We start from the raw sequence: 25653 nt of genomic DNA on the forward strand, positions 1-25653 counted from the left end.
TCAATCGTTGAATGACAACGTTAACTTTTACAAAGGGAAGGTTTAGAGTCGTCTATAAGCGCACGCCATGACCCCATCTACCACAGATCATTGTCAACAGACTCATGAGCTGATTATACTAGCCCTAAACCTCTACCCAGAACTTCTATCCCAGAGCGATATAAAATGCCAAAAGCCAGTGAAATTAAAAGAAATATGGCCGTCGAAATGAACGGCGAAGCCTATATAGTGCGTGATATCGAGCGGTCTGTGCCACAGGGGCGTTCAGGTGGCAGCCTCTATCGTATGCGTATGTATAACGCAGCGACGAATAACAAAATTGATCAAACATTCAAAGATTCCGATATGCTGAATCTTGCTGACCTGGTTCGTCGTGCGGCTACTTTTTCTTATTCTGATGGCGAAGAATATGTATTCATGGACTCTGAAGATTACTCTTCTTACAGCCTGAATAAAGACACCATTGAAGATGAGCTGTTGTTCATTACTGAAGAGACCCCCGGGTTACACGTCGTTATCGTAAACGATATTCCGGTGGCACTGGATCTGCCTGGCGCCGTTGAACTGGAAATTATTGAAACTGATCCATCAATCAAAGGCGGTTCTGCAACAGCCAGAACCAAACCTGCTAAACTGTCTACCGGTTTAACTGTTCAGGTACCAGAACACATTTCCACCGGTGACCGTATTAAAGTAAACGTTGAAGAACGTAAATTTACCGGCCGGGCTGAAGCTAAGTAAGGCTAAAGCAGATTGCATAAAAAACCTCCATCAGGAGGTTTTTTTATGCCTAGCGTTTATTTACCAAGCTTTTTGGCAGACTGACCGCCGATACCGAAGTGCTGTTTAGGCATCTCATTAATCATTACCCGTACACTCTCTTTCGGCGCGTCCAGCGAACTGGCCAGCGCATCACTCACCGCATCGATCATTCGCTCTTTCTGCTCATCGGAGCGACCTTCCATAATATTTACTGTTACTATCGGCATTTATTCACCTCATTTAAAAAGCCAGCTACGTAAAAGCCGGGTAACCCTGGGCATCACCAGATAGGTCATTAGTAGCACCTGCAAAATAACAATCACCGCACTCTTTAGCCATAAACCGCTATCCACCAATATCGGTGCCAGCAACAGATTCAGAGAGATAACCAGCACATACACAACGCTGATTAATACCAGCGCCATCTTATGGGGTGATGGGTGCTTATTTACCGGTAACTCAGGTAGTTCAAACCAGAATTCAAGACCGGTTCCACGCTGTACTTCAGCATCTCCCTGCACCAGTCCATCCAGCTTATCGAGCCATTGTCCACGTAACGCTGATGACTCCCAGTTCTGACAGTTTTCATAGCTATCAAAACGATAGATCAACACATAGCGGTTCTGAGTCGAGGCCGAAGGGCGCAACACATTACTACCCTGATGACCCGGATAACTGGAAGCGGCTTCAATCACCCCTGAAATCCAGGCCTCGTAAGCAGTTTCACAACCCGGCATCACCTGACGGGAGATACTGACAGTGACCGGACCTTCCTGACCCGGTTCTGTCAGCTGTTTCTGAATACAACTATCAGTCATCACAACTTACCAAACATATAATTCTGCCGCGTAGCCAGGATTGACGCTTGAGTACAAGGCAAAGCTCTTTGAGATAGCGCAGTCACAGTCCCCTTGTGGGGTTACAACTGTAAATGAGCATTTCGAAAAGAGCTTTAACACAGCAATCAAGTGTACAGACGGCTACGATCAGAACTTATTCAAACTTGCCCGAAATTGATCCCAGATCCTGATAACGCACACAGAATGAGTCACCTTTATTCACTTGTACCGCTGCAGTAATCGCACCGATCATAATGAAGGAACCCGCAGGCAACTCTTCGCCCCGCTCACCCAGCATATTCGCCAGCATCGCAACAGACGCAGCAGGATGTCCCAGTACCGCAGCACCGGCACCCAACTCAACTACTTCACCATTCACTTCCATCACCACCCCCAGATTTTTCAAATCAAGGTCGGCAACATCAGCCATCCGGCCGCCGGTAATAAAGCGTGCAGAGGAGGAGTTATCAGCAATAACCGATTTCAGATCAAACTTAAAATCCCGGTAACGGGAGTCGATTACTTCGACCGCAGGCATCACGAAGTCCGTCGCCCGCAACACATCACCGATATGTATACCCGGACCTTTTAATGGTGCTTTTGTCACAAACGCCAGCTCCGCTTCGATCTTTGGATGAATCAATTCATCATGCTTAATCGTTCCGCCATCGGGTACCGAGAAATAATCAGCAAGAAAACCATAACAAGGATGCTCAACCCCCATCTGCGACATCTTAGCCCAGGAGGTCAGTCCCATTTTCATACCGACAATTTTATTACCGCGTTCTTCCTTACGACGACGGATCTCCCATTGAATATCAAAGGCATCCTCGTACGTCATATCAGGAAAATCATTAGTAATCTTGGTGACATCGTAGGCTTGCAATTCAGCATTTTCCAGGTGAATTGCCAGCTCTTCGATCTGTAATTTTGTTAGTGTATTACCTTTAGTATCAGCCATTAGACCAACCCTTTCTCTTTAGCCATTGTCAGAGCCAGGTCTTCAATCATATCTTCCTGACCACCTACCGTACCGCGACGACCCAGCTCCACCAGCAAGTCCCGCGCCTGAATGCCGTACTTAGCTTCCGCCCGTTTGGCAAACAGCAGGAACGAACTATAAACACCGGCATAGCCCAGTGTCAGCGCATCCCGGTCGAGACGGATCGGATGATCCATCATCGGTACAACAAGATCTTCAGCAACATCCATAATCTTATACAGATCGATGCCGTGATCCGCTTCCATCCGTTCCAGCACTGCGACAAACACTTCCAATGGTGTATTACCAGCACCCGCACCAAGCCCGGCGACAGAACCATCAATCCGGTTCGCCCCTGCTTCAACCGCTGCAATGGAGTTAGCTACCCCCATCCCCAGGTTATGGTGACCGTGGAAGCCGAGCTCCGTATTCGAATTCAGTTCGGCACGTAGTAAACCGATCTTTTGCTTTACCTCTTCCGGCAGCATGTAACCGGCGGAGTCCGTGCAGTAGATACAATTAGCACCGTAGTTCTCCATCAGTTTCGCCTGCTCCAGAATTTTTTCTGGCGACACCATATGCGCCATCATCAGGAAGCCGACGGTGTCCATCTCCATCTTCGCCGCCATACCTATATGCTGTTCCGATACATCGGCTTCGGTACAGTGGGTAGCAACCCGGATGGTATTTACCCCCAGATCCTTCGCCATTTTCAGATGATCAACAGTACCGATACCCGGCAACAGCAGTGCCGATATTTTGGCATTTTTCATCTTCGGAATTACTGCAGAAAGATACTCTTCATCGCTGTGAGCCGGAAACCCATAGTTCAAAGATGCACCGCCCAGGCCATCACCATGAGTGACTTCGATCAACGGCATACCCGCTTCATCCAGACCCGTAGCGATACTCACCATCTCATCCAGCGAAATTTGATGACGCTTGGCATGCATGCCGTCACGCAAGCTCATATCATGAAGGGTGACCTTCTTACCTTGTATACTCATCACTTATCCTCCACTTATCTAGCTGGCAGTTCGATGCTGCCCGCTTTCACTTCTTCAGCAAACATCTCAGCGGTACGCAGGCCCGCAGCGGTCATAATATCCAGATTACCGGCATACTTAGGCAGGAAGTCGCCCAGACCTTCAACCTCCATAAATACCGATACTTTATTGCCATCAAATACAGGACCGTTAACCAGCTTGTATCCCGGCACATACTTCTGAACTTCTTTCACCATCTGCTTAACAGATGCAGTAATAGCGGCCTGATCGGGGGTGTCGGTCGTCTGGCAGTGAATAGTGTCACGCATCATCAACGGCGGTTCCGCCGGGTTGATAATAATGATCGCCTTACCTTGCTTAGCCCCACCTACTTTTTCGACGGCGCCTGAGGTTGTGCGGGTAAACTCATCGATGTTCTGACGGGTACCCGGGCCTACGGAACGTGAGGAAACAGTCGCGACGATTTCGCCATACTCGACTTCCTGCACCTGAGACACCGCTGCGACCATCGGGATGGTGGCCTGGCCACCGCAAGTTACCATGTTGACATTCATTTCCAGATTTTTAGCATGGTCAGCCAGGTTGACCGGTGGTACACAGAAGGGCCCTATTGCTGCTGGTGTCAGGTCGATCATAATCACACCCAACTCATTCAGTTTACGGCTGTTTTCCGCGTGGACATATGCCGATGTAGCATCGAACGCAACCCGGATATCATCGTCTAGCACGTGAGGTATCAAACCATCTACACCGGTTGTCGACACCTTCAGACCAAACTCTTTGGCCCGCTTCAGACCTTCAGAATCCGGATCAATACCGACCATCCAAACCGGCTCAATCCAGTCGGATCGCATCATCTTCATCAACAGATCGGTACCTATATTGCCGGGCCCGATAATGGCGGCTTTCAATTTCTTAGTCATACTCTCTTTCCTAACTTATTCGATGCTGCTCAGTTACGATTCAGGTAAAACGCAACTTAGGTAAAACGCACTGAGGCAGAACCGATACCACCAATAGATACCCGCATAAAATCACCCGCCTTCACCGGCTCAAGCGGCACCAGCGAGCCGGACAGAATAACCTCGCCTGCTTTCAGCGGGATGCCAAACTGACCCAGAGTGTTGGCCAGCCAGGCAACACAGTTAACCGGACTTCCTAACGCAGCCGCACCCGCACCGGTCGAGATAATTTCACCATTCTTCTCCACCACCATGCCGCAGGTAGCCAGATCCACTTTACGAGGGTCTACTGCCTGATCTCCCAGAATAAACAGACCACAAGAAGCATTATCCGCAACGGTATCCTGAATCTTGATCTGCCAGTCTTCGATACGGGAATCCACTACTTCAAAGCAGGGCAGTACACAGTCAGTCGCCGCCAACACATCCGCGTTAGTGACACCCGGACCAATCAGATCTTTTTTCAGAATGAAAGCGATCTCACCTTCTGCTTTAGGTTGAATCAGCTGCTCGCTGATCGGCATTTCCTGACCTTCTGAAAACGCCATTTTGTCGGTCAGATAGCCGAAATCAGGCTGATGAACATTGAGCATGTTCTGCACCGCTTTCGAGGTAACACCGATCTTCTTTCCGATAATACGTTCGCCGGCAGCAACCCGCCGTTCGATCATGCGCAGGGAGATGTGGTAAGCATCATCAACGGTGATATCGTCGTAACGCTCGGTAAATGGGCGCAGCGTTTGTTGCTCAGTCATCGCCTGAAAAAGCTCATCACCGCACTGAATAATCTGTTCTTTATTCATAATCTATTCCTAGAACTGTAAACGCTTCCGCATAACCATCTGATGCAATCATCCAGGCTATGAAGAGCTGTCATTTTTTCTTACAACTTGATGCAGACATTCTTTGTCTCGGTATAAAACTCAAGACCATGCACACCGCCTTCCCGACCAATCCCAGACTCTTTCGCACCGCCGAAAGCGGTTCGCAGATCGCGCAAGAACCAGCTATTTACCCAGGCTAAACCGACATCCATCGCCTCAGCCACGCGCACCGCACGAGAACTATTTTCAGTCCAGATGGTGGCTGCCAATCCATACTTGGTATCGTTAGCCAGTTCGATCACTTCCTCTTCGCTATCAAACGGGCGGATATGGCAACAAGGGCCAAAAATCTCTTCATTAACAACCCGGGCATCATCGGCAAGTCCGGTCCAGATGGTCGGTTCAACCCAGGCTCCATCATTCAGATCGGCGCCCATTTCCGGAATGCCTCCACCGATAACCACCTGCGCGCCCTCTTCAACCGCAAGGTTGTAATAGGAAAGTACTTTCTCTTTATGCTCCAGGCTCACTAACGGACCAAAATCCACTTGTGGATCTTCCGGGCGGCCCAGCTTGAGATTTTCAACCCCTTGCTTCAAACGCTGCACAAACTCTTCAAAAATCGGGCGTTCCACGTATACCCGCTCGGTACCCAGACAGACCTGACCGCAGTTCACAAATGCTGAACGCATGGTGCCCTCGATCGCTTTATCCATATCGCAATCGGCAAATACAATGCCTGGATTCTTACCACCTAGCTCCATAGAGATATTACGTAACCCCACAGATGCAGCCCGCATAATGGTTTCACCCGTACTGGTCTCACCGGTAAAAGTGATCGCATCTACGCCCGGATGGGCTGTCAGGAATGCACCGGCGGAATCACCACCAAACCCATGTACAACGTTATATACACCGGCTGGAACACCGCATTCATTCATCACTTCACCCAGCAACGTTGCCGTCGCAGGCGTTTCTTCGGAAGGCTTAACAACCACCGCATTTCCGCAAGCAAGCGCAGGACCAACCTTGAAGGTCATCAACAACAACGGCAGATTCCAGGGGCTGATAACAGCGATTACCCCTTTCGGCTTTCGATGGCCATAGTTCAGCGCCCCTTTACCATCCGGGGTATCCAGCTTGAACGCTTCGGTTGGATGGTTAGCCAGGGTCTCAGAGAACGCTTTAAAGTTTGCCGCGCCCCGGGGAATATCGATATGAGACGCCACTTTGCGAGGTTTACCCGTATCCTTACATTCAGCATCGAGGAACTCATCAAAACGCACATTAATTCGATCAGCAACCTGGTTTAGTATCTCGATACGCTGTGCCTGAGTCATCTTGCCCCAAGGCCCTTTCATCGCAGCTTTAGCTGCCTCAACCGCAGCATCTACTTCGGGTTTACCTGCTTCGTGAACCTTGCCAATCAGGCTGTTATCCACCGGATTACGATTTTCGAAGGTTTTGCCGCTCTGGGTGGTAACAAACTCACCGTTTATAAAATTTTTGAATTCATTCATCTTTAATTCTCGCTAGCATGTGGCAATCCATTTCAAACCGTAGTTACCGACAAGCAACAGCTAATAGAACCAGTAAAGCTGGTATTAGTTGTGCGCTGCTACTGAGTGACAGTAGCAGCGCTGTGAACTTTGATAGGATCAGGTAAGAACCGTTAGGAATCGGTCATTCAGTACGCGGTCATGATAGAAAATTGCCTTACCCAGCTGCTCGGCCTGCCAGGTCACCGGCTCATGATCCGGATAGTGATAATCTCCATCGCAGAATACTTCGGAGCGGTTACCCGATGGGTCAAAGAAATAGATCGTCTTACCATGGGTCAGACCGTGACGGGTCGGACCGATATCCAGAGAAACATCTTCCATGGAGATCAGGTCGGCAGCGCGCAACACATCTTCCCAGGTGTCCAGTATGAACGAGGCATGGTGAAATTTACCCGGCTCTGGATGCTCAATAAAGGCAACATCGTGGGCCTTCATACCGACCGTCAGGAACTGGGCAATACGGGTACCTTCAGGATCAAGCACCTGCTCTGCCAGTTCAAAGCCCAGCACATCCCGGAACAGATCCAGAGTGCCTTTGATATTAGGTCCGTACAGCAGGCAATGATCGAAGCGTGTTGCCTTCATGCCTTTCAGACCACGAGGCCAGGCTTCAGGGTTTACATTCCCCACTCCCCACTTACCGGTCTGTTCCTTCTCTGCATAAATTTCAAACATGTGACCGGTCGGCGAGTCAAAACGGATACGGCGACCGCAACCATTCAGCTCTCCTGCCGGAATCTCTTCTACGTTACAACCATATCCGATCAGTTCAGCATGCAACCTTTCCAGAACCTGGTTATCCAGTACTTTGTAGCCAACAAAATCCATACCCGGCTCATCTGCTTCACGCAACACGACTGAAAACTTATCGACTTCAGTCCAGCCTTTTAGGTAAACACGGCCCTGAGAGTCACGTTCAACTTCGATCAGACCTATCAGGTCGCGATAATGTTTAAGCGCTTCTTCAACATCCAATACCCGAATCTGAATATGACCGGGACGCATTACACCTTTTCTCATGATCTTTTCCTCAGCTTTTTACTTTTATTGTTTAACTGCAGACAGCGTTACGGCTGCCTGTTGATATGAAGATTCCGGTGCCCGGTAGTGATCTGATTCAATCTCAAGGTCAGTTCGGGGAAAGACCCGACAAGCAAGGGCATAGCCACGCTGCTGCTCTGCTTCCGAGATATGGGCTTTGCTCATCCGTTTAGTCTCGTATTCCCCTGCGAGAATACGAATTTTACAAACGCCACATCCCCCACCCCGACAACCCACACTGATAGCTGCAGCGCTGTGACGCTCCATCCCCACCAGTAACACCTGATCTTCAGCACACTCGAAGCTCTGATTCCGGTTAATAACCCTAATCTGGTGTGAAGACTGATCGGGCATTTGAATCTCCATTCAAGTTCATTCGGTTTCATTCACTCTAGTTAGAGCAACCACTGTGCCAGCATTACCAAAAACCAAAAAAACAACTCATAACACGCTGTTTTTAAAGCACTTAAAAATCATCCCAACAAAATACAGGCATAAAAAAACCCGTTCTTATAAACGGGCTTTCAGCAAATAATTAATCATTTCAGCAATAAGGTTCATGATTTCATTAGCTTTACTACAGTGGTTCTCAACACCAGAGATAGGACTCCATTGAGATCGCCCGGTACAGAATCGGGCTTTCCAATACTCTGAACGAGTCCTGCCAACTGCTGGCCCCCATCGCCACCAATAATGGTAAATAGTGCTCAGAAGACGGATGCGCCTGTTGATAGTCTTTAGTTTCAATATGCGGCTGACTAAGCGCTGTTGTATCGCGAGAGGCTACTTTTTCCCTGACCCAATACTGAAAACGTTGAGCATAAGCGGCTGGAGGGCCATTATTAAACGCCATATCAAACAGATTATGGGTCACCCCTCCGGTCGTAACTATGGCAATCCCCTGGTCTCGCAGCTCACCAAGAACTCGTCCAAGCAGGAGCAGACTCACCGGATCCAGGCGGCTATCTAACGATAACTGCAGCACCGGAACCTGTGCCGCTGGTAAGAGATGCATCAACGGTACCCAGGCCCCATGATCCAGCCCCCTGCTCCGGTTCAGCGCCACTGTGAATTGGCTTTGTTGCAGATGTGACTGAACCATTTCGGCCAATTCTGGATTACCGATAGCCGGATACTGCAACTGATATAGAGCGTCAGGAAATCCACCAAAGTCATGGATAGTTTCCGGGTTATTCACCGCCGTTAACTGAAGCCCGCTTGTCTGCCAGTGAGGGGAGATAACCAGCACCGCTTTGCTAGCTGAGAACTGACTCTGCAGCTGACTGAGCAGGACACCCGCTTTACCCGGCTCGATCGCCCACATCGGCGATCCGTGACTAATAAACATGACCGGGGCTTTACTCTGCATCAGGACAGCTCCTCCAGGTAGCTATACCAGTCCAGCTCAGGGCCCGCAGGCACAATCCCATTCGGGTTTAATGCCTGAATAGAGTAGTAACCGGCTTTTATATGGTCTACCCGGGTATTCTTAGCGAACGCAGATATCTGTAGCAAACGCTCCAGATAAGCAGAGATGTTTGAATAATCACTAATTCGCTGACGGTTAGTTTTAAATAAACTGAAATAGGCAGGATCAAAACGAACCAGGGTGACAAATAATCTGATATCACTCTCGGTCAGTTGCTCTCCCACAGCAAAGCGCTGCTCAGCGAAGTGCGCTTCCAACCAGTCCAGCGTACGAAATACTTCAGCATAGGCTTCCTCATAAGCCCCCTGAGAGGAAGCAAAACCCGCTTTGTACACTCCATTATTCAGGGACTCATAGATACGCTCATTAAAACTTATGATCTGTTGCTCCAACGTAACCGGTAATAGGTCAACTTCTGAACGGTGCAGTGGACGCAGATCCCGATTAAATAGCCGGACAATATCCTCAGATTCATTATTAAGAATCAACTCTTGTTCTACATCCCACAACACTGGAACCGTCGCACGACCGGTGTATTCAGCATCACTGCGGGTATAGAGCTGATGCATATACTCAAAAGATTCATGATCGGTGGCCGTACTACCGGGAAAATCACCAAACTTCCAGCCATAATCACTCAGTACAGGTTCAACTACACTAATCGGAATATACTCTTCCAGTCCCAGTAAGGAGCGGGCAATAAGCGTCCGGGTTGCCCAGGGGCAAATATAGGCAACATACAGCTTTACCCCAAGCGCTTGTTTCTGTTGAGAAACCACCGCGTTGACCCGTTCTGCGGATACACTATCCCTGAAGGCACTGCTCTGTCGGACAAAACGACCCTCAGCATCTTTTTTCTGAACCGGATCCCACTTACTTTGCCATATACCATTAACTAACATGATCTGCCTCTTTCACTAAACTATGACCCCAGCCAAAAGACCGGGGCAGAATGTCATTAAATTATGCCGGCAACTTTTCAGTACGATCCTGTAGCAAAGCAAACTTACCATTACCCAACAGAAACTGAGCAACAGAGGCGAAGATCAGGAACACAGGATACTCCCAGCCACCACCTTCGTTACCAAAGCCCCAGCCATTCGCACCATGCACCAGCACCACAGAACCGATCAGTACCGGGATCAGAGCAGCGGCAACCCAGCGGGCATAAACCCCCAGCACCAGAGCAGCACCGCCGGCGATTTCAAGCGCCATCGTTAAAGGCCCCAGAAAAGCAGGTAAACCCAAAGAACCAAAGAAACCGGCCGTTCCCTCTGGCGTAAAGACCAGCAGTTTCAACAGACCATGGGCCAGATACATAACACCCAAAGCGATACGGAGAAGAGTTGCGGCGTAGTAAGGTTGAGTTGTCATTGTTTTTTCCTCAGATAAATTCAATTCAGTCGATGAGGATAATTTTTGACCAAACACAAAAAACAAACAATAATCCATTTAATTGACTTATTGTTTAGGAATCTTTAACAATCATGGATAAACTCAATCTGATGACCTCTTTTATCGCGGTCGCGGAAGCGGGCAGTTTTACTGCAGCAGCCAGACAATTGGGTAAAACCAAAGCACTGGTCAGCACCCATGTTTCCCAGCTGGAAGAGTGGTTGAAGGTTCGCCTGATTATTCGCTCAACCCGCAGCATGATGCTGACGCCCGAAGGGCAGAGTTACTATGAGCAGGCGAAGAAAATTCTGGATGATGTAGCCAGCCTTGAGGCTGACCTACTTTATAAAAACCAGTCACTGGTAGGACGGTTAAGAATTTCAGCCCCCACCACATTCGGCGAACTGGTTTTAATGCCCTTTATTGCCCAAATGACCGCAGATAATCCAGAGCTGAATATCGATCTGATGCTGAATGACCGCTATGTCGACCTGATAGGCGAAGGTTTCGATATGGGGATACGGATTGGTAAGCTGGAAGATTCCAGCCTGATCGCCCGTTCCGCCGGTGATCGCAAAATGACCCTTTGTGCCACTGCCGGGTTTATCGATCGATTTGGCTTGCCAGAACAACTTGAACAGCTATCAGAGATGCCCTGCGTTTTTGACAGCAATTTTCGTGAAGGCGCAGGTTGGAGCTTTCACAGGGACGATCAAGAAGTTGAGGTAAAACCCCGCTTTGTCGCCAGAGTAAACAGTGCGCTAGCCGCGGCTAACATGGCCCGAACCGGAGCAGTGATTGCTAATTGTCCGGACTTTGCAGTCCAGAGCCTTATTGAACAGGGCGAGCTTATCCCTCTATTCGAAGAGCACCCTCAACGGCCAATACCGGTCAATATTATTTATCCCCACCGGCAACACCTTTCGACCAAAGTTAAAACTTTTACCGACGGGCTGATAAATTACCTGGCCCGGTAATAAAAAAGCCGCAGATGCGGCTTTTTGATAGAGATGGAAAATATCTCTGCAATTTTAAATCCTTTTAAACAGGGCGGATTTACTCTGTTCTTCCGCACCATCAGCCGCTGTCACGAAACGTTCCATATGGATATCACGTTCAAACAGTCGTCCCTGCATCAGAGTTGTTATTGCAGCATCGATCATCGGCGGAGGCCCGCAAAGATAGGCTTTATTGCCATCAAACCGACCATCGAAGTGGTCTATTGCCGCCTCATGAACAAAGCCGGTAAAACCACTCCAGTCATCCCCCTCTTCAGGGGCATTAAGCGCCGGAACATAGGTAAAGTTGGCAAACTCTTTATCCAGGTTCTCAAACAGTTCCCGGTTATAAAGTTCAGCCACATTACGCGCGCCCTGTAACAGGGTAATCTGACGATCATCACCCTCTTCCAGCATATCTAAGATCATCGACTGGGGGCTGGAAAGACCGGATCCACCAGCAATGAAAATTGCACCTTGTTCATCAGATTTACGCACAAAGAACTGACCATAGGGGCCTGTTACATCGATAGTATCTCCCACCTGTAACTCTTCATGCAGATAGGTCGTACCCGCACCGCCAGGCACCTGACGTACATGCAACTCAAGGGTAGTCGCATCAGACGACTTATTCGCTATCGAGAACGCCCGATTACCTTCAACGCCTGGAATATTCAGGTTGATGTACTGTCCTGCCTGAAACTCCATCGGTTTATCCAGCTCAAAGAAAATACCTTTGATCGTTGGCGAAAGATTCTGAATTTCAGTAACAGTACCGACAAAATCCAGCACCGGGTATCCGGCAAAATCCTCATCAACATCGATATCCGCTTCGATCACCATATCGGACTCTGGGGTGCAGCAGCAGGCCAGCACTTTACCCTCTTCACGTTCCATATCCATTAGCGCAAAGGGGGATGCATTACCCAGATCACCTTCACCTTCCAACACCTGCACCTTGCAGGTGGCACAAGTACCATGCCCACAGGCAAAGGGTAGCCAGACGCCCTGTCGCAGAGCTGCATCAAGGATGGTTTGTCCGTCTTCAACCTCGATTACATCGCCGGTTGGTTCTACTGTCACTTCATAACTCATACTTTCACCTTGCTACAGGGCAGCCGGTATACCCGCCGCCCTGCCTTACTCGACTAAGCGTTGTTAAACACCCGCGTTGTTATAGCCTTGTAATTCCGGAGTCTTAAAGCGGATCAGTGATTTATGACCCACCCCCTGCGATTCCAGAGATACATCCAACTGGGGCTTAAACGGCTCGTTATCCAGCAACCATTCAGCTGTCTCCCAGTTAATCTGACTAAACTCAGGATGCTGACCAAAGGCTTCCGGAATAATCTGTTCCATCACCGCCGCAAACGGCATTGATGGCGGCAGCGGAAACGCCTTGGCGGCACAAAACATGCGGTGTTCATCCCAACCAAAATAAACAATCTGGTTTCCACCGAAGTTTTCAACCCGGTCCATTCGCTCGCCCTTATAGCCGGGCTTTAAAGAAAAAACTGGCATCTTTATTTCCTCATCTTATCGGGGGTAGCAGTACTACCCCGTTCTTATTCTTGTTCTGATCAGGCTATGCCTTTCCACTGGTTCCAACGGATCTCATCGGGTGAGCCTTTGATATCCATATTGTCGACGCCAACATTCATCTTGTAGTAATCACTCAGAATATCGCCGACCTCCGGGCCACCGCAGTTACCCTGGAAGATCTGATGTACCGGCAACCAGGCCTGCACATACTTTTCTGGTTCTTCTTCAAAGATGTCGCAGCAACCATCAGAACAGAAGTGATAACGCTCCCCCTGATAAAGGGTATCGCGCATGGAGTTCTGATTCGGATTATCCATTTCGGTAAACAGCATCGGGATCTGACAGGTCTGACACAGCTGCGGCAGGCCTGAGGTATAAAAGCGCTCGCCCTTAGCTTCCTGCTCTTTAGCTAACTCCCAAAGCGGACGGTAGTACTTGTCGAACGTATCGGGATATTTCTCAGACAGCCAATCCAGCTCCTCATCGGTTGGAATCCAGGTATGGAAACCTGCGGCATGACCGTGGGTATAGAAAGTCCACCAGGCCTGATGCGAAATATGCTCTTTCTCTTTTTCGATCACTTCAGAGTACTTCGGCATGGTGATACCGTAACGGGCCAGATCTTTAAACAGCGCACCACCGGCTTCTTCAAAATACACTTCCCAGGCTTCTTTCCAGGACATCACCTTATTTGGCAGCATGTAGTCCATCATCATTGCGACGATGGTCAGCAGGCGGGTACCGCGCCAGAACCACTTATCGATCCACTTCTGCACAATCGGCACATTATCTTCATGCTGTTCCAGCAGGAACTTAATCACTTCCAGACCCAGCGTCATATGTCGGGCTTCATCCGACTGTGCCGAGAAACCAAAAGTCACTGTCGCCATATCACCGTTGTGGGCAGCACCGGACATAAACGGAACAAATAACAGGTTTGTCAGTACGTACTCAAACGAGAAACCGATCGCGATCATAAATTCAAACGGACCAGCAGAGCGGGCATCGGTAAAGAAGGAGCGAGGAACAGACAGGTACCATACGCGATCATGCATATGGCTGAATTCCTGGAAACCGTCGAAGAACTTGTTGTAGTGGCTCATCGCATGGATCTGGGTCTGTACATGGCGCAGTTCATCCAGCGACTGCATCTGACATGCAACCCGGGCACCGACACCACCAAACTGACGACCCACATGAGCAAACCCCTGATAGGCCTGATATTCCAGTGGTGAAACACCGGTCAGGAAGATCTTTACTGCATTAACATAGCGAGGATCAACAACGTTCAGGTGACCATTATTTTGAGAGAACGCATCAAAGATGGCATATAGCTTCTTCTCTTTTTCTGCCTGATACTTCCAGTAAGAATCCATCGTCAGACGGAACGGATCTTCCCACTTATTCCAGTCGGTAATTTTAATACCTTCGAACTCTTCATACGGGAACGCTTCTTTACGATCTTCGTAGGAGAAATCCCAGTCCAGATCACGGGTCAGCAGACGGTATTTGTCTTTTATATTTAGTTTTTTAGCTGCCATTGTCTTATACCCCTACAGTTTCCACTCGAGAACGAACTGGTCGTCATCTTCATCTACGTTGCCACCGAGGGTGATCAGATTGATATGCAGTTCCTGCACATCCCAGTCACGCCCCATCTTCTCTTCTACTACTTCTCGCTCAATAACTAACCGGCCTTCCCGTTCAATACGGATCATGGCAGGCATATGGATAACGGTTGCATCCGGGTTACTCTCTTCGATAGCTTCCACGATATAGCGGGACTCATCGTTATCCTGGAGTGCGATATATACTTTTGACATTGCTTTAATCCTTATTCTTATTGCCAGCAGTGTTACTTAAACAGGCCTGCTTTGTTCAAGCGCTTATCCAACGCGACAACCGCATTGTTCAGTGCTTCTGCATCGACCATCTCTTCCGCTAACGGCGCCAATGCTTCAATCGCTTTAGCCTTCCAGTTACCGATCCACTGTTCCAACTGCTGTTTATTGTCATCGGACTCAGCCGTTGCTGTTTTAACAACCGCATCTACCCAGCGATTGGTATCTTTATTCCAGGTCTGAATAAACTCAGTTAGCATGCTGAAATCCTGACCACCGTTATCCGCCAGCCACTGGTCAAACTGCAGATAAACCAGCTCATAGATCAGCGCATCAAGCACCACATCCTGAGCCACAAAAGACTCAAACCAGTCTTCGACACAGATATTTGCCTCACAATACGCACGCAGCCCCTGCCAAACCGCATCATCCATCCAATAACGCTTAGCTTCAGCCAGTGAGTCACTGCTATTGCCATCCAGAATCAGGCCAATACGCGACAGGTATTGAGCATTGCCCAGTCGATCCATACCGTTGTACAGCAACGCCTGTGTAATAGCCGTGCCATAGCCCAGTGAGCTTCCGTAAACATTATTCAGATTTGCCGCCTGCTCAACATGACGCAGCGGTAACAGTAGACGGATAACTTTGCGCTGAATCTCTTCAGGGATTAGTCGTGCCAGATCACGCTTTTCAAAAAAGCTATAGTTACTTTCAGCAACTTCCTGCTGCTTAGCGCGCATCTGCACATAGGTGCCGTAATAGAACTGGCGTGGATCTTTAAAGGCATACCAGTCTTCCATCACAATAGCGGTACGGCCGGTGTCATTCAGTTCGAACTCGGGCTGCCATAACGGGCGGTAGTGAAAGTTCACTTCCGATGCCACATCGTAGGTTGCTTCCTGATACCTTGTTGCCGGCTTATCGCCAAAACGACGTTCGATATGCGCGAAGGTATTGCGTACCGGTTCCAGCGTTGCTGTTTTTATCTCAATGGTCATCTGCTTTATCCCAACTTTTCAGGGTCATTGTTGTTATTGTTAAACCCACGACTAACCCGTTTGTTTGCCGTGGTTATTCGCCATTAGTGTCTCTTCGCCGTAGCGCCACTTTTCCATCTCTGCATCTACCGCCTGTTGCTGTTCCTGGGTCATATAGACCACATCGTTGGCTTTACAGAAGTGCTCAAAAGCCCCCTGCGGCATTATCAGTTCGACAAAAAGACCTGGATCACCAATAGCAAAATCAAACTCAACAAAACGTGAATTAGAGGAGCTACGCACCCTGACATACTTGGTAAGCTGCTCGAACGCAGGTTTATCCTGTTTTCCACTGCGGGTATGTAGTTGTGCATCCACCATGGCGGTCTCCTTTGGTTTAAGGTTTGATCACCTTGAATAGAGCAATGGTTATGCCAGACTTTAAAAAAAACTAAAAAACCGTTATCAACATCCTTATATCAAACTGTTTTTAAAAGACTTTTTGGAAACAATAAAGACTTAAACCGGTACCAAAACAAGATTCATCAGCCCAGAAACTAAGCTAATCAAATGGTGAAAATTTGATGAAAAAATGAAAAACACAAAAGGAAGCCGATACCAGAAAAGCCTCTGGATATATCAATCCGGTATTGTTTTTTAAACAGAAATAGCGTCACAATGACTGTAACCCAGAATAATCTGGCACTGAAAATAACAATAAATAACCTATAAAAGACCATGACAGAACAACAGCTGACACTCCCAGATACACAAGACCTGCTAGATCAGATCCGTTTCGAAAGCGATGAAGGTAAGATCTGGCTGGATGAACAACGTATGCTGTTAATCCATTCCGCAGTGATGGGTCTGCTACGAAATGAACTGATTCAAACCATGGGCATTGAGCGAGCCAAAGGCTTCCTGATGCGCTTTGGTTACCATACCGGCTGGCGTGACGCTGAACTGGCAAAAAAGGTTCGCCCGGACATGACCCATGAAGAAGCTTTTATGGTGGGTCCACAGCTTCATGCAATTAAAGGAATGGTTAAAGTAAAGCCCATTTCTCTGGAGTTCGACGTAGATACCGGACATTTTCACGGCGCTTTCGACTGGTTCAACTCCCACGAAGTAGAAACCCATTTAGCCAGTTTCGGCCAGTCTGATATACCTGTCTGCTGGACTCTGATCGGCTATGCCAGTGGTTTTTCTACCTATTATATGAATCGACAGATTATTTTCCGGGAGACCCAGTGCGCAGGTAGCGGTGCAAGCCATTGCCATATTGAGGGACGCCCGGCAGAAGACTGGGATGATGCCGATGAGTTGGAAAAATACCTGCTACCGGATCCTATGATTGAAGAATTGCTGGCGCTTCAAAATGAAGTCTCGGCTTTAAAAGATCAGTTTCGCAATCCGGAAGTCGAAGAAGATCTGCTCTTTAACAGCGTCGGCCACTCTGCGGCATTTAAAAATGTCTGCCACCTGATTCGCAAAGCATCGAAAAGTAAGGTTAGCGTATTACTTCAGGGCGAAACCGGTGTCGGTAAAGAGATCGTCGCTAAGGGACTTCACAGTTCCAGCGATCGGGCAGAACAAGCTTTCGTTGCCGTTAACTGTGCATGTATTCCACCGGACCTGATTGAAGCTGAATTGTTTGGAGTGGAAAAAGGCGCTTACACCGGAGCAACTCAATCCCGTGAAGGTAAGTTTGAACGGGCCCACTTAGGGACTATTTTTCTCGATGAAGTCATCGAACTGACACCACGAGCCCAGGCATCATTATTACGGGTATTACAAGAGTCAGAGCTGGAACGGGTTGGTGACAGCCGTACCCGTCGCATCGATGTCAGAGTGGTGGCGGCAGCCAATGAAGATCTTGAGGTTGCTGTACAGGAAGGTCGTTTCAGAGCCGACCTGTTCTACCGTCTCAATGTATATCCGGTGCATATCCCGCCACTACGAAATCGCACCGAAGATATCCCCCTACTCACAGATCACTTTCTGAAGAAGTACTGCGCACTGTATAACAAGAAAACGGCTGGCGTAACCGATAAAGCGATGCAGGCACTGATGCAATATAAGTGGCCTGGCAATATCCGTGAGCTGGAGAACATGATCGAGCGGGGTGTTATCCTGACCGAGAATAACCATAGCATCGGTTTAACCAGCTTTTTTCCTTCTCTGTCAGAACCTTCACATCCGTTGAATATCATTAACGGTAAAGGATTTCTTTCCGAAGAGAGAAATGAACAAGACAAACAGCCATTGAATGATGTCGATGAGTTGCTAGTCGACAATTTCAGTCTTGAGCAACTGGAACAGCAATTGATTGATAAAGCGATGCAACAAGCCAATGGTAACGTTTCAAAAGCAGCCCGCAAGCTTGGGTTAACCCGTCCTGCGCTTGCCTACCGCCTCAAGAAAATGCAGGAAAACTAAGCAAGGCCCTACTCTTTCTGAAAACCGTTTCTGAAAAGGCTTTCTTTAATAGATTTCTAGAAAGCCTTTTCGGAGAGTCTTTATAAGGTTCTTTATTTAAAGCAAGGAGCTGATTTAAAATAGCTCCTCAGGCTATCAGCCTGCTTCGCTATTTATCTGCATGCAATGAGAACCCAATGAATCTGATTCTACTGTTTGAAAGTGATTTTAGTGCCGCTGATACTGTCATTATCAGTGATCGACGCTTTCATCATATCCGGCAGATTCACCAACCCGAACCCGGCCAGCAACTTAAAGTAGGATTGTTAAACGGTGAAATAGGTACCGGTATTGTTATCAATCTGTCAGAACATCAGATTACACTCAGCATAAGCTTGAACCGATCACCGCCACCAGCACTGCCTGTTACTATGTTACTGGCGATGCCCCGCCCGAAAATGTTAAAGCGTACCCTGCAGACAATAACCAGCATGGGTGTAAAGCAGCTATATCTGATCAACTCGTATAAAGTGGATAAAAGTTACTGGTCGACACCGGTATTACAGGAAAAGACCTTAACTGAACAACTCTTATTGGGCTTGGAACAGGCCGGTGATACACAGCTGCCAGAGGTACACCTGCGTAAGCGTTTTAAACCTTTTGTCGAAGATGAGCTGCCTGCTATCGCGCTCAATACCCGGGCGCTGGTCGCACACCCATACAATGCAACTCCCTGTCCCGATGCGAAGCAGACACAAACAACCCTGGCGATAGGCCCTGAAGGAGGGTTTATTCCCTACGAAGTTGAAAAGCTTCAGGAAACCGGTTTTCAATCCATCCATATCGGCGAGCGCATATTACGGGTAGAAAATGCAGTACCGGTTCTGTTGGCCAGAATATTTCCTGTCTGAACTGGGTTTATCGGCGGTGACGGATGTAAATACTATAGCCTGTTGTTAACTACGACCCCATTGAGTTCTCCTTATTAGCCATCTGAATAGCTGTTTCCCCTCCAATCAATCACGAATGAAAGTAACAAAACACTGACCTGAATCAAACGTATTGAGAATCATACTCATTTGTATTGACAAACAAGTAAATATTAATGAGAATACTTCGCATTCATATCCTTTAAGTGACTTCGTTGTCGAACTCAGACTGATCAGGAAATAAAAAATGCGTACTACCTTTAAGAAACTGGCTTTTGCCGCTCTGCCACTGACCATTGCGGTTACTTCTGTACAAGCTAGCGAAGAAGTAAATATCTACTCTTACCGTCAACAGTTCCTGATTCAGCCAATGCTGGACGCTTTTACTGAAAAAACAGGTATCAAAACCAACGTAGTATTTGCTAAAAAAGGTCTGATCGAGCGTCTGGAAAACGAAGGCAAAAACTCTCCTGCAGATATCGTACTGACCTCTGATATTGGCCCACTATACGATGTTGTTTCTAAAGGCCTGACTCAGCCAGTACAGAGCGCTGTGCTGGAACAAAACATCCCGTCTCAGTTCCGTGACCCTGCTGATCACTGGTTCGGCCTTACTGCCCGTACCCGTCTGGTATACGCAGCTAAAGATCGCGTAAAAGAGGGCGAACTTGCTACATATGAAGAACTGGCTGACCCTAAATGGAAAGGCCGTATCTGTACCCGTAGCGGCAAGCACTCCTACAACCTGTCTCTGATCGGTTCTATGATCGCTCACCACGGTGAAGCTCAGGCTGAACAGTGGTTAGAAGGTTTGAAAGCTAACCTGGCGCGTAAACCACAAGGTAACGACCGTGCACAGGTTAAAGCCGTTAAAGAGGGCGTTTGCGATCTGGCACTGGGTAACTCTTACTACTTCGGCAAGATGATCACTAACGAGAAGAACCCAGAACAGAAAGACTGGGCTAACTCTGTAAACCTGGTATTCCCTAACCAGGCTGACCGTGGTGCGCACATGAACATCTCTGGTGCGGCGCTGACTAAATATGCTCCTCATGCTGAGAGCGCAGTTAAGCTGATGGAATTCCTGAGTGAAGCTCAGGCACAAGCAATGTACGCTGAAGCTAACTTCGAGTTCCCGGTTCGCCCTGGCACTCCACGTTCTGAACTGATCGAGCAGTACATGGGTGAGTTTAAGGAAGATACTATCAACCTGCAGAAAGTTGCCGAGCTTCGCGCTCAGGCTGCACGACTGGCTGATAAGGTTGGTTTCGATAACTAATCTGCCAACCTGCTCGTCGATTAAGCCCAAAGAGTCTAGGGTTTAATCGACAATCTTCAATGAAAACGGTAGTCTTCGCGCTACCGTTTTTTTGGTTATGAGAACAATGGAACAGACTACCGCAGTAAGCAACTCTATACCACGCCCTAAGAACTACCTGTTGGGTTGGTATAGTTGTACCTGGACGACCGCTCTCATGGTCGCACTGCCGGTATTGTCTATCTTCTATCTGGCTTTCTTTCCCAAAGAAAATGCCTGGGCACACCTGGCCAGCACAGTACTGCCTGTCTATATAGTTACAACGCTTGAGCTGATGATCGGTGTAGGCGCCTTAGCCATAGCAACCGGGGTTTGCGGTGCCTGGTTGGTGACTATGTGCCGCTTTCCCGGCCGCAAGATTTTTGAATGGGCACTACTACTGCCTTTTGCCGTACCCGCCTATGTCATCGCTTATGTTTATACTGATCTGCTGGAGTTTTCCGGCCCGGTTCAGATCGCCCTTCGCGAACTATTCGGCTGGCAAAGTGCCCGTGATTACTGGTTCCCTGATATCCGTACCCTGGGCGGCGCTATTTTAATGCTGTCACTGGTTCTCTACCCCTATATTTATCTGTTAGCGAGAGCCTCATTTTTAGAACAATCGACCACTATTCATGATGCCAGCCGAACCCTGGGCTGCACGCCGTTTCAAAGCTTTTACCGGGTCTCTTTACCTATTGCCCGTCCTGCTATCGCCGTTGGCTTGTCTCTGGTGTCGATGGAAACCATAAATGACTTTGGTACCGTTGATTATTTTGCCGTAAAGAGCATGAGCGCGGGGATTTACGATACCTGGCTTAATATGGGTAACCTTGGTGGTGCTGCACAGATTGCCAGCCTGATGATGATCTTTGTGGTTATTCTGATCTCTCTGGAGCGAATGGCCCGGGCAAAGCAAAAACAATTTCACAGTTCAGACCGCTTTAAAGCCCTGACCGGCTATCAGCTCCATGGCTGGCGTGCCTGGGGCGCCACCCTGCTCTGTGCCTTGCCAGTCGCTTGCGGCTTTGTTATTCCGGTCTGGATACTGGCAGGTTATGCGCTGAGAAATATTGATCAGCTTTGGACCAGCGATTTCCTGTCCTACGCCAGTCATAGTTTTATCCTGTCCAGCTGCGCTGCTGTACTAACGATAATAATCGCCTTGCTATTAGCTTATTCAAAACGACTACACAGAAAGCGCAGTCTCAAAGTTGCAGCACAGTTTTCCAGTCTGGGCTACGCCATGCCCGGTGCGGTACTGGCAATTGGAGTCATTATTCCGTTAGCCGCTTTTGATAATGCAGTGGCAGACCTGATGGAACAGCTATTTGGTATTTCCACCGGTTTGTTACTCAGCGGTACCGCCTTTGCCGTGGTATTTGCCTATGTGGTGCGGTTTCTAGCCGTGTCAGTCGGTTCTGTGGAGTCCAGCCTCAACAAAGTGACTCAGAGCATGGATATGGCATCCCGCTCACTGGGCCATAAGCCGCTAAGCACCCTGACAAAAGTACATCTGCCGCTAATAAAAGGCGGTATTCTGACGGCGGCTTTAGTGGTGTTTGTAGACTGTATGAAAGAGCTACCAGCAACGCTGATACTGCGACCGTTTAACTACGACACGCTGGCAACTTATGTGTATCAGTTTGCATCGGACGAGATGCTTGAGGAATGCTCTCTGGCAGCCTTGTTGATTGTTCTGGTGGGCATTATTCCGGTAATATTACTGAGTCGAACTATATCTTCTACCCGCACTAGCCAGTAACTGATCGGTTATTAAGGTAAGGGCTATTCCGGTAGCTCTACTAAGCCGAACTATATCTTCTACCCGCACTAACCAGTAACTGATCGGTTATTAGGGTAAGGGCTATTCTGGTAGCTCTACTAAGCCGAACTATATCTTCTACCCGAACGAGCCAATAACTGATCGGTTATTCGGATATAGACTATTTGGCAACGCTTATAAACAGAGTTAATGCTTCTATCTGCAGCAGCCAATAAACTACCTGTTAGTAGCTAACACTTACAAACAGGCTATAGCTCAAAAGCGATAGGTCGATGCGCCGCAACATGGAGAGACACTTCAGCCCCAACATCAAGCATCAGCGGTTCATAAATTTCGGCTTCAATCTGTCGGCCTGATGGCAAACTAAGTTGATATACCACTGAGCAACCCAGAAATTCCTTCTGCTCAATTCTGGCCATCACATCCCCATGCTCGATGCTGGGACGGATATCCGCAGGACGGATAAACAGAGAAAGCTTCTTACCTTCTGATGCACCAAAAGGTTCGGCAAACTCAATAGTACCCAACTCAGTTTTTACCGTCGTCTCGTTGAGGCACTCGCCATTATAAAGCTCACCTTTACCGACAAATCCCGCGACCTGGGGATTAACCGGGTGATAGTACAATTCCGGCGGGGTGCCCCACTGCTGCAATTTACGATCCGCCAGGATGCCTATCTTGTCACTAATCGCGAAGGCCTCTTCCTGATCATGGGTAACCATAATAGCGGCAATCCCCTGATCTTTAAGAATCCCCCGCACCTCAAGCGCCAGTTGACGCCGCAGGTCAGTATCCAGGTTAGAAAAAGGTTCATCCATCAATAACAGCTTAGGCCGCGGTGCTAAAGCCCGGGCTAATGCGACTCGCTGCTGCTGTCCACCCGAAAGCTCGTGGGGATAACGATCAGACAGATCAGGCAGCTCTACTAATTGCAGTAATTCAGTCACCGCCCGCTGTTTCTCTGCCCTACTCTTACCCTGCAAACCAAAAGCGATATTATCGAACACACTCAGATGGGGGAATAGCGCGTAATCCTGGAACACTACACCGATTTCACGCTGTTCTGGAGGCAATGTGAACACCGGGGTTGAGACAGGCTGTCCATCTTTGATTATTGCGCCACTCAGAACAGGGCTAAAACCTGCTATCGCGCGTAACACTGTTGTTTTTCCGCAACCGCTAGGCCCTAAAAGACATGCAATCTCTCCGGCTGCAAGCGTCAGATCTAACTGTTCAGTAATTAGGGTATTTTCATAGCCACAGCTCAGTGACTGAAGTTGTAATAGCGAGCTCATGATAGCAATGTCATCGTAGTAAATAAGACCTTAAATGCAGATACATTAATAAGCACAACAGGGCATAAAGTATAAATGAAAATGATTCTCGCTTATAGAATATTCTGTCTAAATTAGTAGAGAGGGGTTTCAGCGCCCAACATCGTCAGGACACCAAAGACTACCAGCCACAATATTGCAGAGCGACGAATCAATACACTGAATTTACGGATCTCATCTGCACCATGGTGCTGGAACTGATCCTCACTCAATTCAGTATCTGAAGAATACTGTTTATAGCTATCATCTCCGATAGCCGCCAGCGCAATTCTGAATAACCAGTCACTGCTACCAATCTTTTCAGTGGCCTTTATTTTTAACTGTTCGTAGGTACTCAGACCATTACCAACAATAAAGAAAGTTAAGGCCAGGCCACGGGCTGGAAGCCACAAAAGCACATCAGATAATTTATCAAAAAAGCCCTTAGAACTTTTTACTGATTCACGATTATCAGTATCACTGTTTAGCCGATCGCAGCCTACTTGTTGAAGGTTAAACTGCTGCCGCTTCCAACAGGCCCAAAGCGCAAGAAATATCCCCGGCAAGCCCAGTAAAATAAACCAGAAGAGCAATGCAAAGAAACTGATAAAAGAGAGATAGATGTACTGCTGACATATTGCATAGTGAGCAGTCTTGCGGTTTAACTCGCCGACTTCATCACCGTTGAGCTGCAGCCTATCAGACAGATCCAGCCAGGCTGCCTGATAATCACCACGACACCAGTCATTAAAATACTCACCGGTAAGGTCACAGGGCGCCCAGTTTGGCAGAAATATATAGAGCAGTAGCAACTCAATTGCCAATACTACTGCGCCAAATTCCCAGCTATAAAACATCAGCAGCAGGGTTTCCAGAATCACGACATACAGGCCGAGCATAATCCATTGCACAGGCTTCTCGGGTTGCCCGCCAACCGCAAGTTTTTCAGCCCATGCTGGGCGTCGCTTATAGCGCCCGGATAACATCAGTAACATCAGTGCTAAGAACTTCATGATGGTATCTCCTGAAAGAACGGGGTTAGCATGGCTTAACTTTCTTGCTTAACCAGGCGCAGAAAATAGCGCCAGTTAAACGACGCGCCCGGATCTGTTTTACGTCCCGGTGCAATATCACTATGTCCGGTTATGTCATCCGCATTCATACTGGGGTAAGCGCTTATCAAAGCACGGGTTAACTCGGCAAGTTGGCTATATTGAATCTGCGTATAAGCGCATGAATCCGTTCCTTCCAGCTCAATGCCTATGGAAAAATCATTGCAGTTTTCACTACCACAATACTCTGACTGACCCGCATGCCAGGCTCGTTCATCGAAACTGACAAACTGGATTAGCTCTCCGGTTCTTTTAATAAGCAGATGAGCAGAGACCTGTAGTTCAGCAATAGTTTCAAAGTAAGGGTGCTCTGAGGCGTTAAGGCGATTCTGAAAAAAACGCTCGATATATTCGCCACCAAACTTCCCTGGTGGCAAGCTAATATTGTGCACCACCAGTAGACGGGGATACACACCTTCCGGCCTTAGGTTATAGTTTGGCGAAGGACAACGGATAGCCTGTACCAGCCAGCCATTTACAATCTGCATTTTCTCAAACTCACTTCTGCTAACGCTTTACTTAATTTAACTGAATATATTTTAACTGAGCCTAGCCAAACTATTGACTGCTATTTTACAGATCCTTTAATACTCAATTTTACTACGACTTTCTAATACTAAGCGCTACATTGAAC

27 protein-coding genes are annotated in these 25653 nt (G+C 48.1%); 6 read left to right on the forward strand and 21 right to left on the reverse strand.

The features are described from left to right. Positions 1–165: 165 nt before the first annotated feature. Positions 166–741 carry an elongation factor P-like protein EfpL gene (gene efpL / locus EHS89_RS07725; protein WP_124925557.1) on the forward strand — a complete coding sequence of 192 codons (576 nt, stop codon included), beginning with the start codon at positions 166–168 and terminating at the stop codon, positions 739–741. A gap of 56 nt (positions 742–797) precedes the next feature. On the opposite strand, the gene EHS89_RS07730 is transcribed toward efpL, so the two are convergent. The 12 genes from EHS89_RS07730 to EHS89_RS07785 all read right to left on the reverse strand — a co-directional run bounded on the left by EHS89_RS07730 (position 798) and on the right by EHS89_RS07785 (position 10782). Beyond that, positions 798–989 carry a 2-hydroxymuconate tautomerase gene (locus EHS89_RS07730; RefSeq protein ID WP_124925558.1) on the reverse strand — a complete coding sequence of 64 codons (192 nt, stop codon included), beginning with the start codon at positions 987–989 and terminating at the stop codon, positions 798–800. A gap of 9 nt (positions 990–998) precedes the next feature. Further along, positions 999–1580 carry an antibiotic biosynthesis monooxygenase gene (locus EHS89_RS07735; protein ID WP_124925559.1) on the reverse strand — a complete coding sequence of 194 codons (582 nt, stop codon included), beginning with the start codon at positions 1578–1580 and terminating at the stop codon, positions 999–1001. Positions 1581–1755: 175 nt separating this feature from the next. Beyond that, positions 1756–2562, reverse strand: coding sequence for a 2-oxo-3-hexenedioate decarboxylase (dmpH, locus tag EHS89_RS07740; protein ID WP_124925560.1), 807 nt, complete (start codon positions 2560–2562; stop codon positions 1756–1758). Further along, positions 2562–3590 (reverse strand): 4-hydroxy-2-oxovalerate aldolase, encoded by a 1029-nt coding sequence (dmpG, locus tag EHS89_RS07745; RefSeq protein ID WP_124925561.1) that lies wholly within the window; start codon positions 3588–3590, stop codon positions 2562–2564. The genes dmpH and dmpG overlap by 1 nt, the downstream gene beginning before the upstream one ends. A 14-nt stretch (positions 3591–3604) precedes the next feature. Further along, the gene (locus tag EHS89_RS07750; RefSeq protein ID WP_124925562.1) at positions 3605–4513 is read right to left on the reverse strand and encodes an acetaldehyde dehydrogenase (acetylating); all 909 of its coding nucleotides are present in this window, start codon (positions 4511–4513) and stop codon (positions 3605–3607) included. 56 nt (positions 4514–4569) lie between these two features. Then, positions 4570–5355: a 2-oxopent-4-enoate hydratase gene (gene dmpE / locus EHS89_RS07755; protein ID WP_124925563.1), complete on the reverse strand. Its 786-nt coding sequence runs from the start codon at positions 5353–5355 to the stop codon at positions 4570–4572. A gap of 80 nt (positions 5356–5435) precedes the next feature. Further along, a complete protein-coding gene (locus tag EHS89_RS07760; RefSeq protein ID WP_124925564.1) occupies positions 5436–6896 on the reverse strand; it encodes a 2-hydroxymuconic semialdehyde dehydrogenase in 1461 nt (486 codons plus the stop codon). 138 nt (positions 6897–7034) lie between these two features. Then, positions 7035–7958, reverse strand: coding sequence for a catechol 2,3-dioxygenase (locus EHS89_RS07765; protein ID WP_124925565.1), 924 nt, complete (start codon positions 7956–7958; stop codon positions 7035–7037). A 24-nt stretch (positions 7959–7982) separates the two neighbouring features. Further along, positions 7983–8333 carry a 2Fe-2S iron-sulfur cluster-binding protein gene (locus tag EHS89_RS07770; protein WP_124925566.1) on the reverse strand — a complete coding sequence of 117 codons (351 nt, stop codon included), beginning with the start codon at positions 8331–8333 and terminating at the stop codon, positions 7983–7985. Between the two features lie 235 nt (positions 8334–8568). Beyond that, positions 8569–9348, reverse strand: a complete 780-nt coding sequence (locus tag EHS89_RS07775; RefSeq protein WP_124925567.1) for a DODA-type extradiol aromatic ring-opening family dioxygenase — start codon at positions 9346–9348, stop codon at positions 8569–8571. Continuing rightward, positions 9348–10310 (reverse strand): glutathione S-transferase family protein, encoded by a 963-nt coding sequence (locus tag EHS89_RS07780; RefSeq protein WP_124925568.1) that lies wholly within the window; start codon positions 10308–10310, stop codon positions 9348–9350. Before EHS89_RS07780 ends, EHS89_RS07775 begins: the two co-directional genes overlap by 1 nt. Positions 10311–10371: 61 nt before the next feature. Continuing rightward, positions 10372–10782 (reverse strand): DoxX family protein, encoded by a 411-nt coding sequence (locus EHS89_RS07785; RefSeq protein WP_124925569.1) that lies wholly within the window; start codon positions 10780–10782, stop codon positions 10372–10374. A gap of 113 nt (positions 10783–10895) precedes the next feature. Here EHS89_RS07785 and EHS89_RS07790 point away from each other — a divergent pair, with 113 nt between their 5' ends. After that, positions 10896–11780 (forward strand): LysR family transcriptional regulator, encoded by an 885-nt coding sequence (locus EHS89_RS07790; RefSeq protein WP_124925570.1) that lies wholly within the window; start codon positions 10896–10898, stop codon positions 11778–11780. A 54-nt stretch (positions 11781–11834) separates the two neighbouring features. Here the strand turns inward: EHS89_RS07790 and EHS89_RS07795 are convergent, their stop codons facing one another. From EHS89_RS07795 to EHS89_RS07820, 6 genes are all read right to left on the reverse strand, one after another. Further along, positions 11835–12896 (reverse strand): NADH:ubiquinone reductase (Na(+)-transporting) subunit F, encoded by a 1062-nt coding sequence (locus EHS89_RS07795; protein ID WP_124925571.1) that lies wholly within the window; start codon positions 12894–12896, stop codon positions 11835–11837. Positions 12897–12959: 63 nt separating this feature from the next. Then, entirely contained in the window at positions 12960–13322 is a 363-nt protein-coding gene (locus tag EHS89_RS07800; protein ID WP_124925572.1) for a phenol hydroxylase subunit P4, read from the reverse strand. Between the two features lie 59 nt (positions 13323–13381). Then, on the reverse strand, positions 13382–14884 hold the full coding sequence (locus EHS89_RS07805) for an aromatic/alkene/methane monooxygenase hydroxylase/oxygenase subunit alpha (protein WP_124925573.1): 1503 nt from the start codon (positions 14882–14884) through the stop codon (positions 13382–13384). A 12-nt stretch (positions 14885–14896) separates the two neighbouring features. Beyond that, positions 14897–15166 (reverse strand): MmoB/DmpM family protein, encoded by a 270-nt coding sequence (locus EHS89_RS07810; protein ID WP_124925574.1) that lies wholly within the window; start codon positions 15164–15166, stop codon positions 14897–14899. Between the two features lie 32 nt (positions 15167–15198). Next, positions 15199–16185, reverse strand: coding sequence for an aromatic/alkene monooxygenase hydroxylase subunit beta (locus tag EHS89_RS07815; protein WP_124925575.1), 987 nt, complete (start codon positions 16183–16185; stop codon positions 15199–15201). A 51-nt stretch (positions 16186–16236) separates the two neighbouring features. Next, entirely contained in the window at positions 16237–16545 is a 309-nt protein-coding gene (locus tag EHS89_RS07820) for a phenol hydroxylase subunit (RefSeq protein WP_124925576.1), read from the reverse strand. A 357-nt stretch (positions 16546–16902) separates the two neighbouring features. Here EHS89_RS07820 and EHS89_RS07825 point away from each other — a divergent pair, with 357 nt between their 5' ends. The 4 genes from EHS89_RS07825 (at position 16903) to EHS89_RS07840 (ending at position 22573) form a co-directional block, all read left to right on the forward strand. Further along, entirely contained in the window at positions 16903–18603 is a 1701-nt protein-coding gene (locus tag EHS89_RS07825) for a sigma-54-dependent Fis family transcriptional regulator (RefSeq protein ID WP_124925577.1), read from the forward strand. 176 nt (positions 18604–18779) lie between these two features. Continuing rightward, complete coding sequence (locus EHS89_RS07830) at positions 18780–19493, forward strand: 16S rRNA (uracil(1498)-N(3))-methyltransferase (RefSeq protein ID WP_124925578.1); 714 nt, start codon at positions 18780–18782, stop codon at positions 19491–19493. Between the two features lie 265 nt (positions 19494–19758). Continuing rightward, the gene (locus EHS89_RS07835; RefSeq protein WP_124925579.1) at positions 19759–20790 is read left to right on the forward strand and encodes a Fe(3+) ABC transporter substrate-binding protein; all 1032 of its coding nucleotides are present in this window, start codon (positions 19759–19761) and stop codon (positions 20788–20790) included. A gap of 106 nt (positions 20791–20896) precedes the next feature. Continuing rightward, positions 20897–22573: an ABC transporter permease gene (locus EHS89_RS07840; RefSeq protein WP_124925580.1), complete on the forward strand. Its 1677-nt coding sequence runs from the start codon at positions 20897–20899 to the stop codon at positions 22571–22573. A 269-nt stretch (positions 22574–22842) separates the two neighbouring features. Here the strand turns inward: EHS89_RS07840 and EHS89_RS07845 are convergent, their stop codons facing one another. From EHS89_RS07845 to ampD, 3 genes are all read right to left on the reverse strand, one after another. Next, entirely contained in the window at positions 22843–23889 is a 1047-nt protein-coding gene (locus EHS89_RS07845; protein WP_124925581.1) for an ABC transporter ATP-binding protein, read from the reverse strand. Positions 23890–24002: 113 nt separating this feature from the next. Then, on the reverse strand, positions 24003–24920 hold the full coding sequence (locus EHS89_RS07850; protein WP_124925582.1) for a hypothetical protein: 918 nt from the start codon (positions 24918–24920) through the stop codon (positions 24003–24005). A 35-nt stretch (positions 24921–24955) separates the two neighbouring features. After that, a complete protein-coding gene (gene ampD, locus EHS89_RS07855; RefSeq protein ID WP_124925583.1) occupies positions 24956–25507 on the reverse strand; it encodes a 1,6-anhydro-N-acetylmuramyl-L-alanine amidase AmpD in 552 nt (183 codons plus the stop codon). Between the last annotated feature and the right edge of the window lie 146 nt (positions 25508–25653).

It is taken from the genome of Amphritea balenae (assembly GCF_003858655.1).
In the GTDB taxonomy this organism is placed as follows: Bacteria; Pseudomonadota; Gammaproteobacteria; order Pseudomonadales; family Balneatricaceae; genus Amphritea; species Amphritea balenae.

Coding starts and splice junctions, on each gene's coding strand:
- efpL (WP_124925557.1), top strand. CDS start 166: ATGCCAAAAGCCAGTGAAATTAAAAGAAATATGGCCGTCGAAATGAAC.
- EHS89_RS07730 (WP_124925558.1), bottom strand. CDS start 989: ATGCCGATAGTAACAGTAAATATTATGGAAGGTCGCTCCGATGAGCAG.
- EHS89_RS07735 (WP_124925559.1), bottom strand. CDS start 1,580: ATGACTGATAGTTGTATTCAGAAACAGCTGACAGAACCGGGTCAGGAA.
- dmpH (WP_124925560.1), bottom strand. CDS start 2,562: ATGGCTGATACTAAAGGTAATACACTAACAAAATTACAGATCGAAGAG.
- dmpG (WP_124925561.1), bottom strand. CDS start 3,590: ATGAGTATACAAGGTAAGAAGGTCACCCTTCATGATATGAGCTTGCGT.
- EHS89_RS07750 (WP_124925562.1), bottom strand. CDS start 4,513: ATGACTAAGAAATTGAAAGCCGCCATTATCGGGCCCGGCAATATAGGT.
- dmpE (WP_124925563.1), bottom strand. CDS start 5,355: ATGAATAAAGAACAGATTATTCAGTGCGGTGATGAGCTTTTTCAGGCG.
- EHS89_RS07760 (WP_124925564.1), bottom strand. CDS start 6,896: ATGAATGAATTCAAAAATTTTATAAACGGTGAGTTTGTTACCACCCAG.
- EHS89_RS07765 (WP_124925565.1), bottom strand. CDS start 7,958: ATGAGAAAAGGTGTAATGCGTCCCGGTCATATTCAGATTCGGGTATTG.
- EHS89_RS07770 (WP_124925566.1), bottom strand. CDS start 8,333: ATGCCCGATCAGTCTTCACACCAGATTAGGGTTATTAACCGGAATCAG.
- EHS89_RS07775 (WP_124925567.1), bottom strand. CDS start 9,348: ATGCAGAGTAAAGCCCCGGTCATGTTTATTAGTCACGGATCGCCGATG.
- EHS89_RS07780 (WP_124925568.1), bottom strand. CDS start 10,310: ATGTTAGTTAATGGTATATGGCAAAGTAAGTGGGATCCGGTTCAGAAA.
- EHS89_RS07785 (WP_124925569.1), bottom strand. CDS start 10,782: ATGACAACTCAACCTTACTACGCCGCAACTCTTCTCCGTATCGCTTTG.
- EHS89_RS07790 (WP_124925570.1), top strand. CDS start 10,896: ATGGATAAACTCAATCTGATGACCTCTTTTATCGCGGTCGCGGAAGCG.
- EHS89_RS07795 (WP_124925571.1), bottom strand. CDS start 12,896: ATGAGTTATGAAGTGACAGTAGAACCAACCGGCGATGTAATCGAGGTT.
- EHS89_RS07800 (WP_124925572.1), bottom strand. CDS start 13,322: ATGCCAGTTTTTTCTTTAAAGCCCGGCTATAAGGGCGAGCGAATGGAC.
- EHS89_RS07805 (WP_124925573.1), bottom strand. CDS start 14,884: ATGGCAGCTAAAAAACTAAATATAAAAGACAAATACCGTCTGCTGACC.
- EHS89_RS07810 (WP_124925574.1), bottom strand. CDS start 15,166: ATGTCAAAAGTATATATCGCACTCCAGGATAACGATGAGTCCCGCTAT.
- EHS89_RS07815 (WP_124925575.1), bottom strand. CDS start 16,185: ATGACCATTGAGATAAAAACAGCAACGCTGGAACCGGTACGCAATACC.
- EHS89_RS07820 (WP_124925576.1), bottom strand. CDS start 16,545: ATGGTGGATGCACAACTACATACCCGCAGTGGAAAACAGGATAAACCT.
- EHS89_RS07825 (WP_124925577.1), top strand. CDS start 16,903: ATGACAGAACAACAGCTGACACTCCCAGATACACAAGACCTGCTAGAT.
- EHS89_RS07830 (WP_124925578.1), top strand. CDS start 18,780: ATGAATCTGATTCTACTGTTTGAAAGTGATTTTAGTGCCGCTGATACT.
- EHS89_RS07835 (WP_124925579.1), top strand. CDS start 19,759: ATGCGTACTACCTTTAAGAAACTGGCTTTTGCCGCTCTGCCACTGACC.
- EHS89_RS07840 (WP_124925580.1), top strand. CDS start 20,897: ATGGAACAGACTACCGCAGTAAGCAACTCTATACCACGCCCTAAGAAC.
- EHS89_RS07845 (WP_124925581.1), bottom strand. CDS start 23,889: ATGAGCTCGCTATTACAACTTCAGTCACTGAGCTGTGGCTATGAAAAT.
- EHS89_RS07850 (WP_124925582.1), bottom strand. CDS start 24,920: ATGAAGTTCTTAGCACTGATGTTACTGATGTTATCCGGGCGCTATAAG.
- ampD (WP_124925583.1), bottom strand. CDS start 25,507: ATGCAGATTGTAAATGGCTGGCTGGTACAGGCTATCCGTTGTCCTTCG.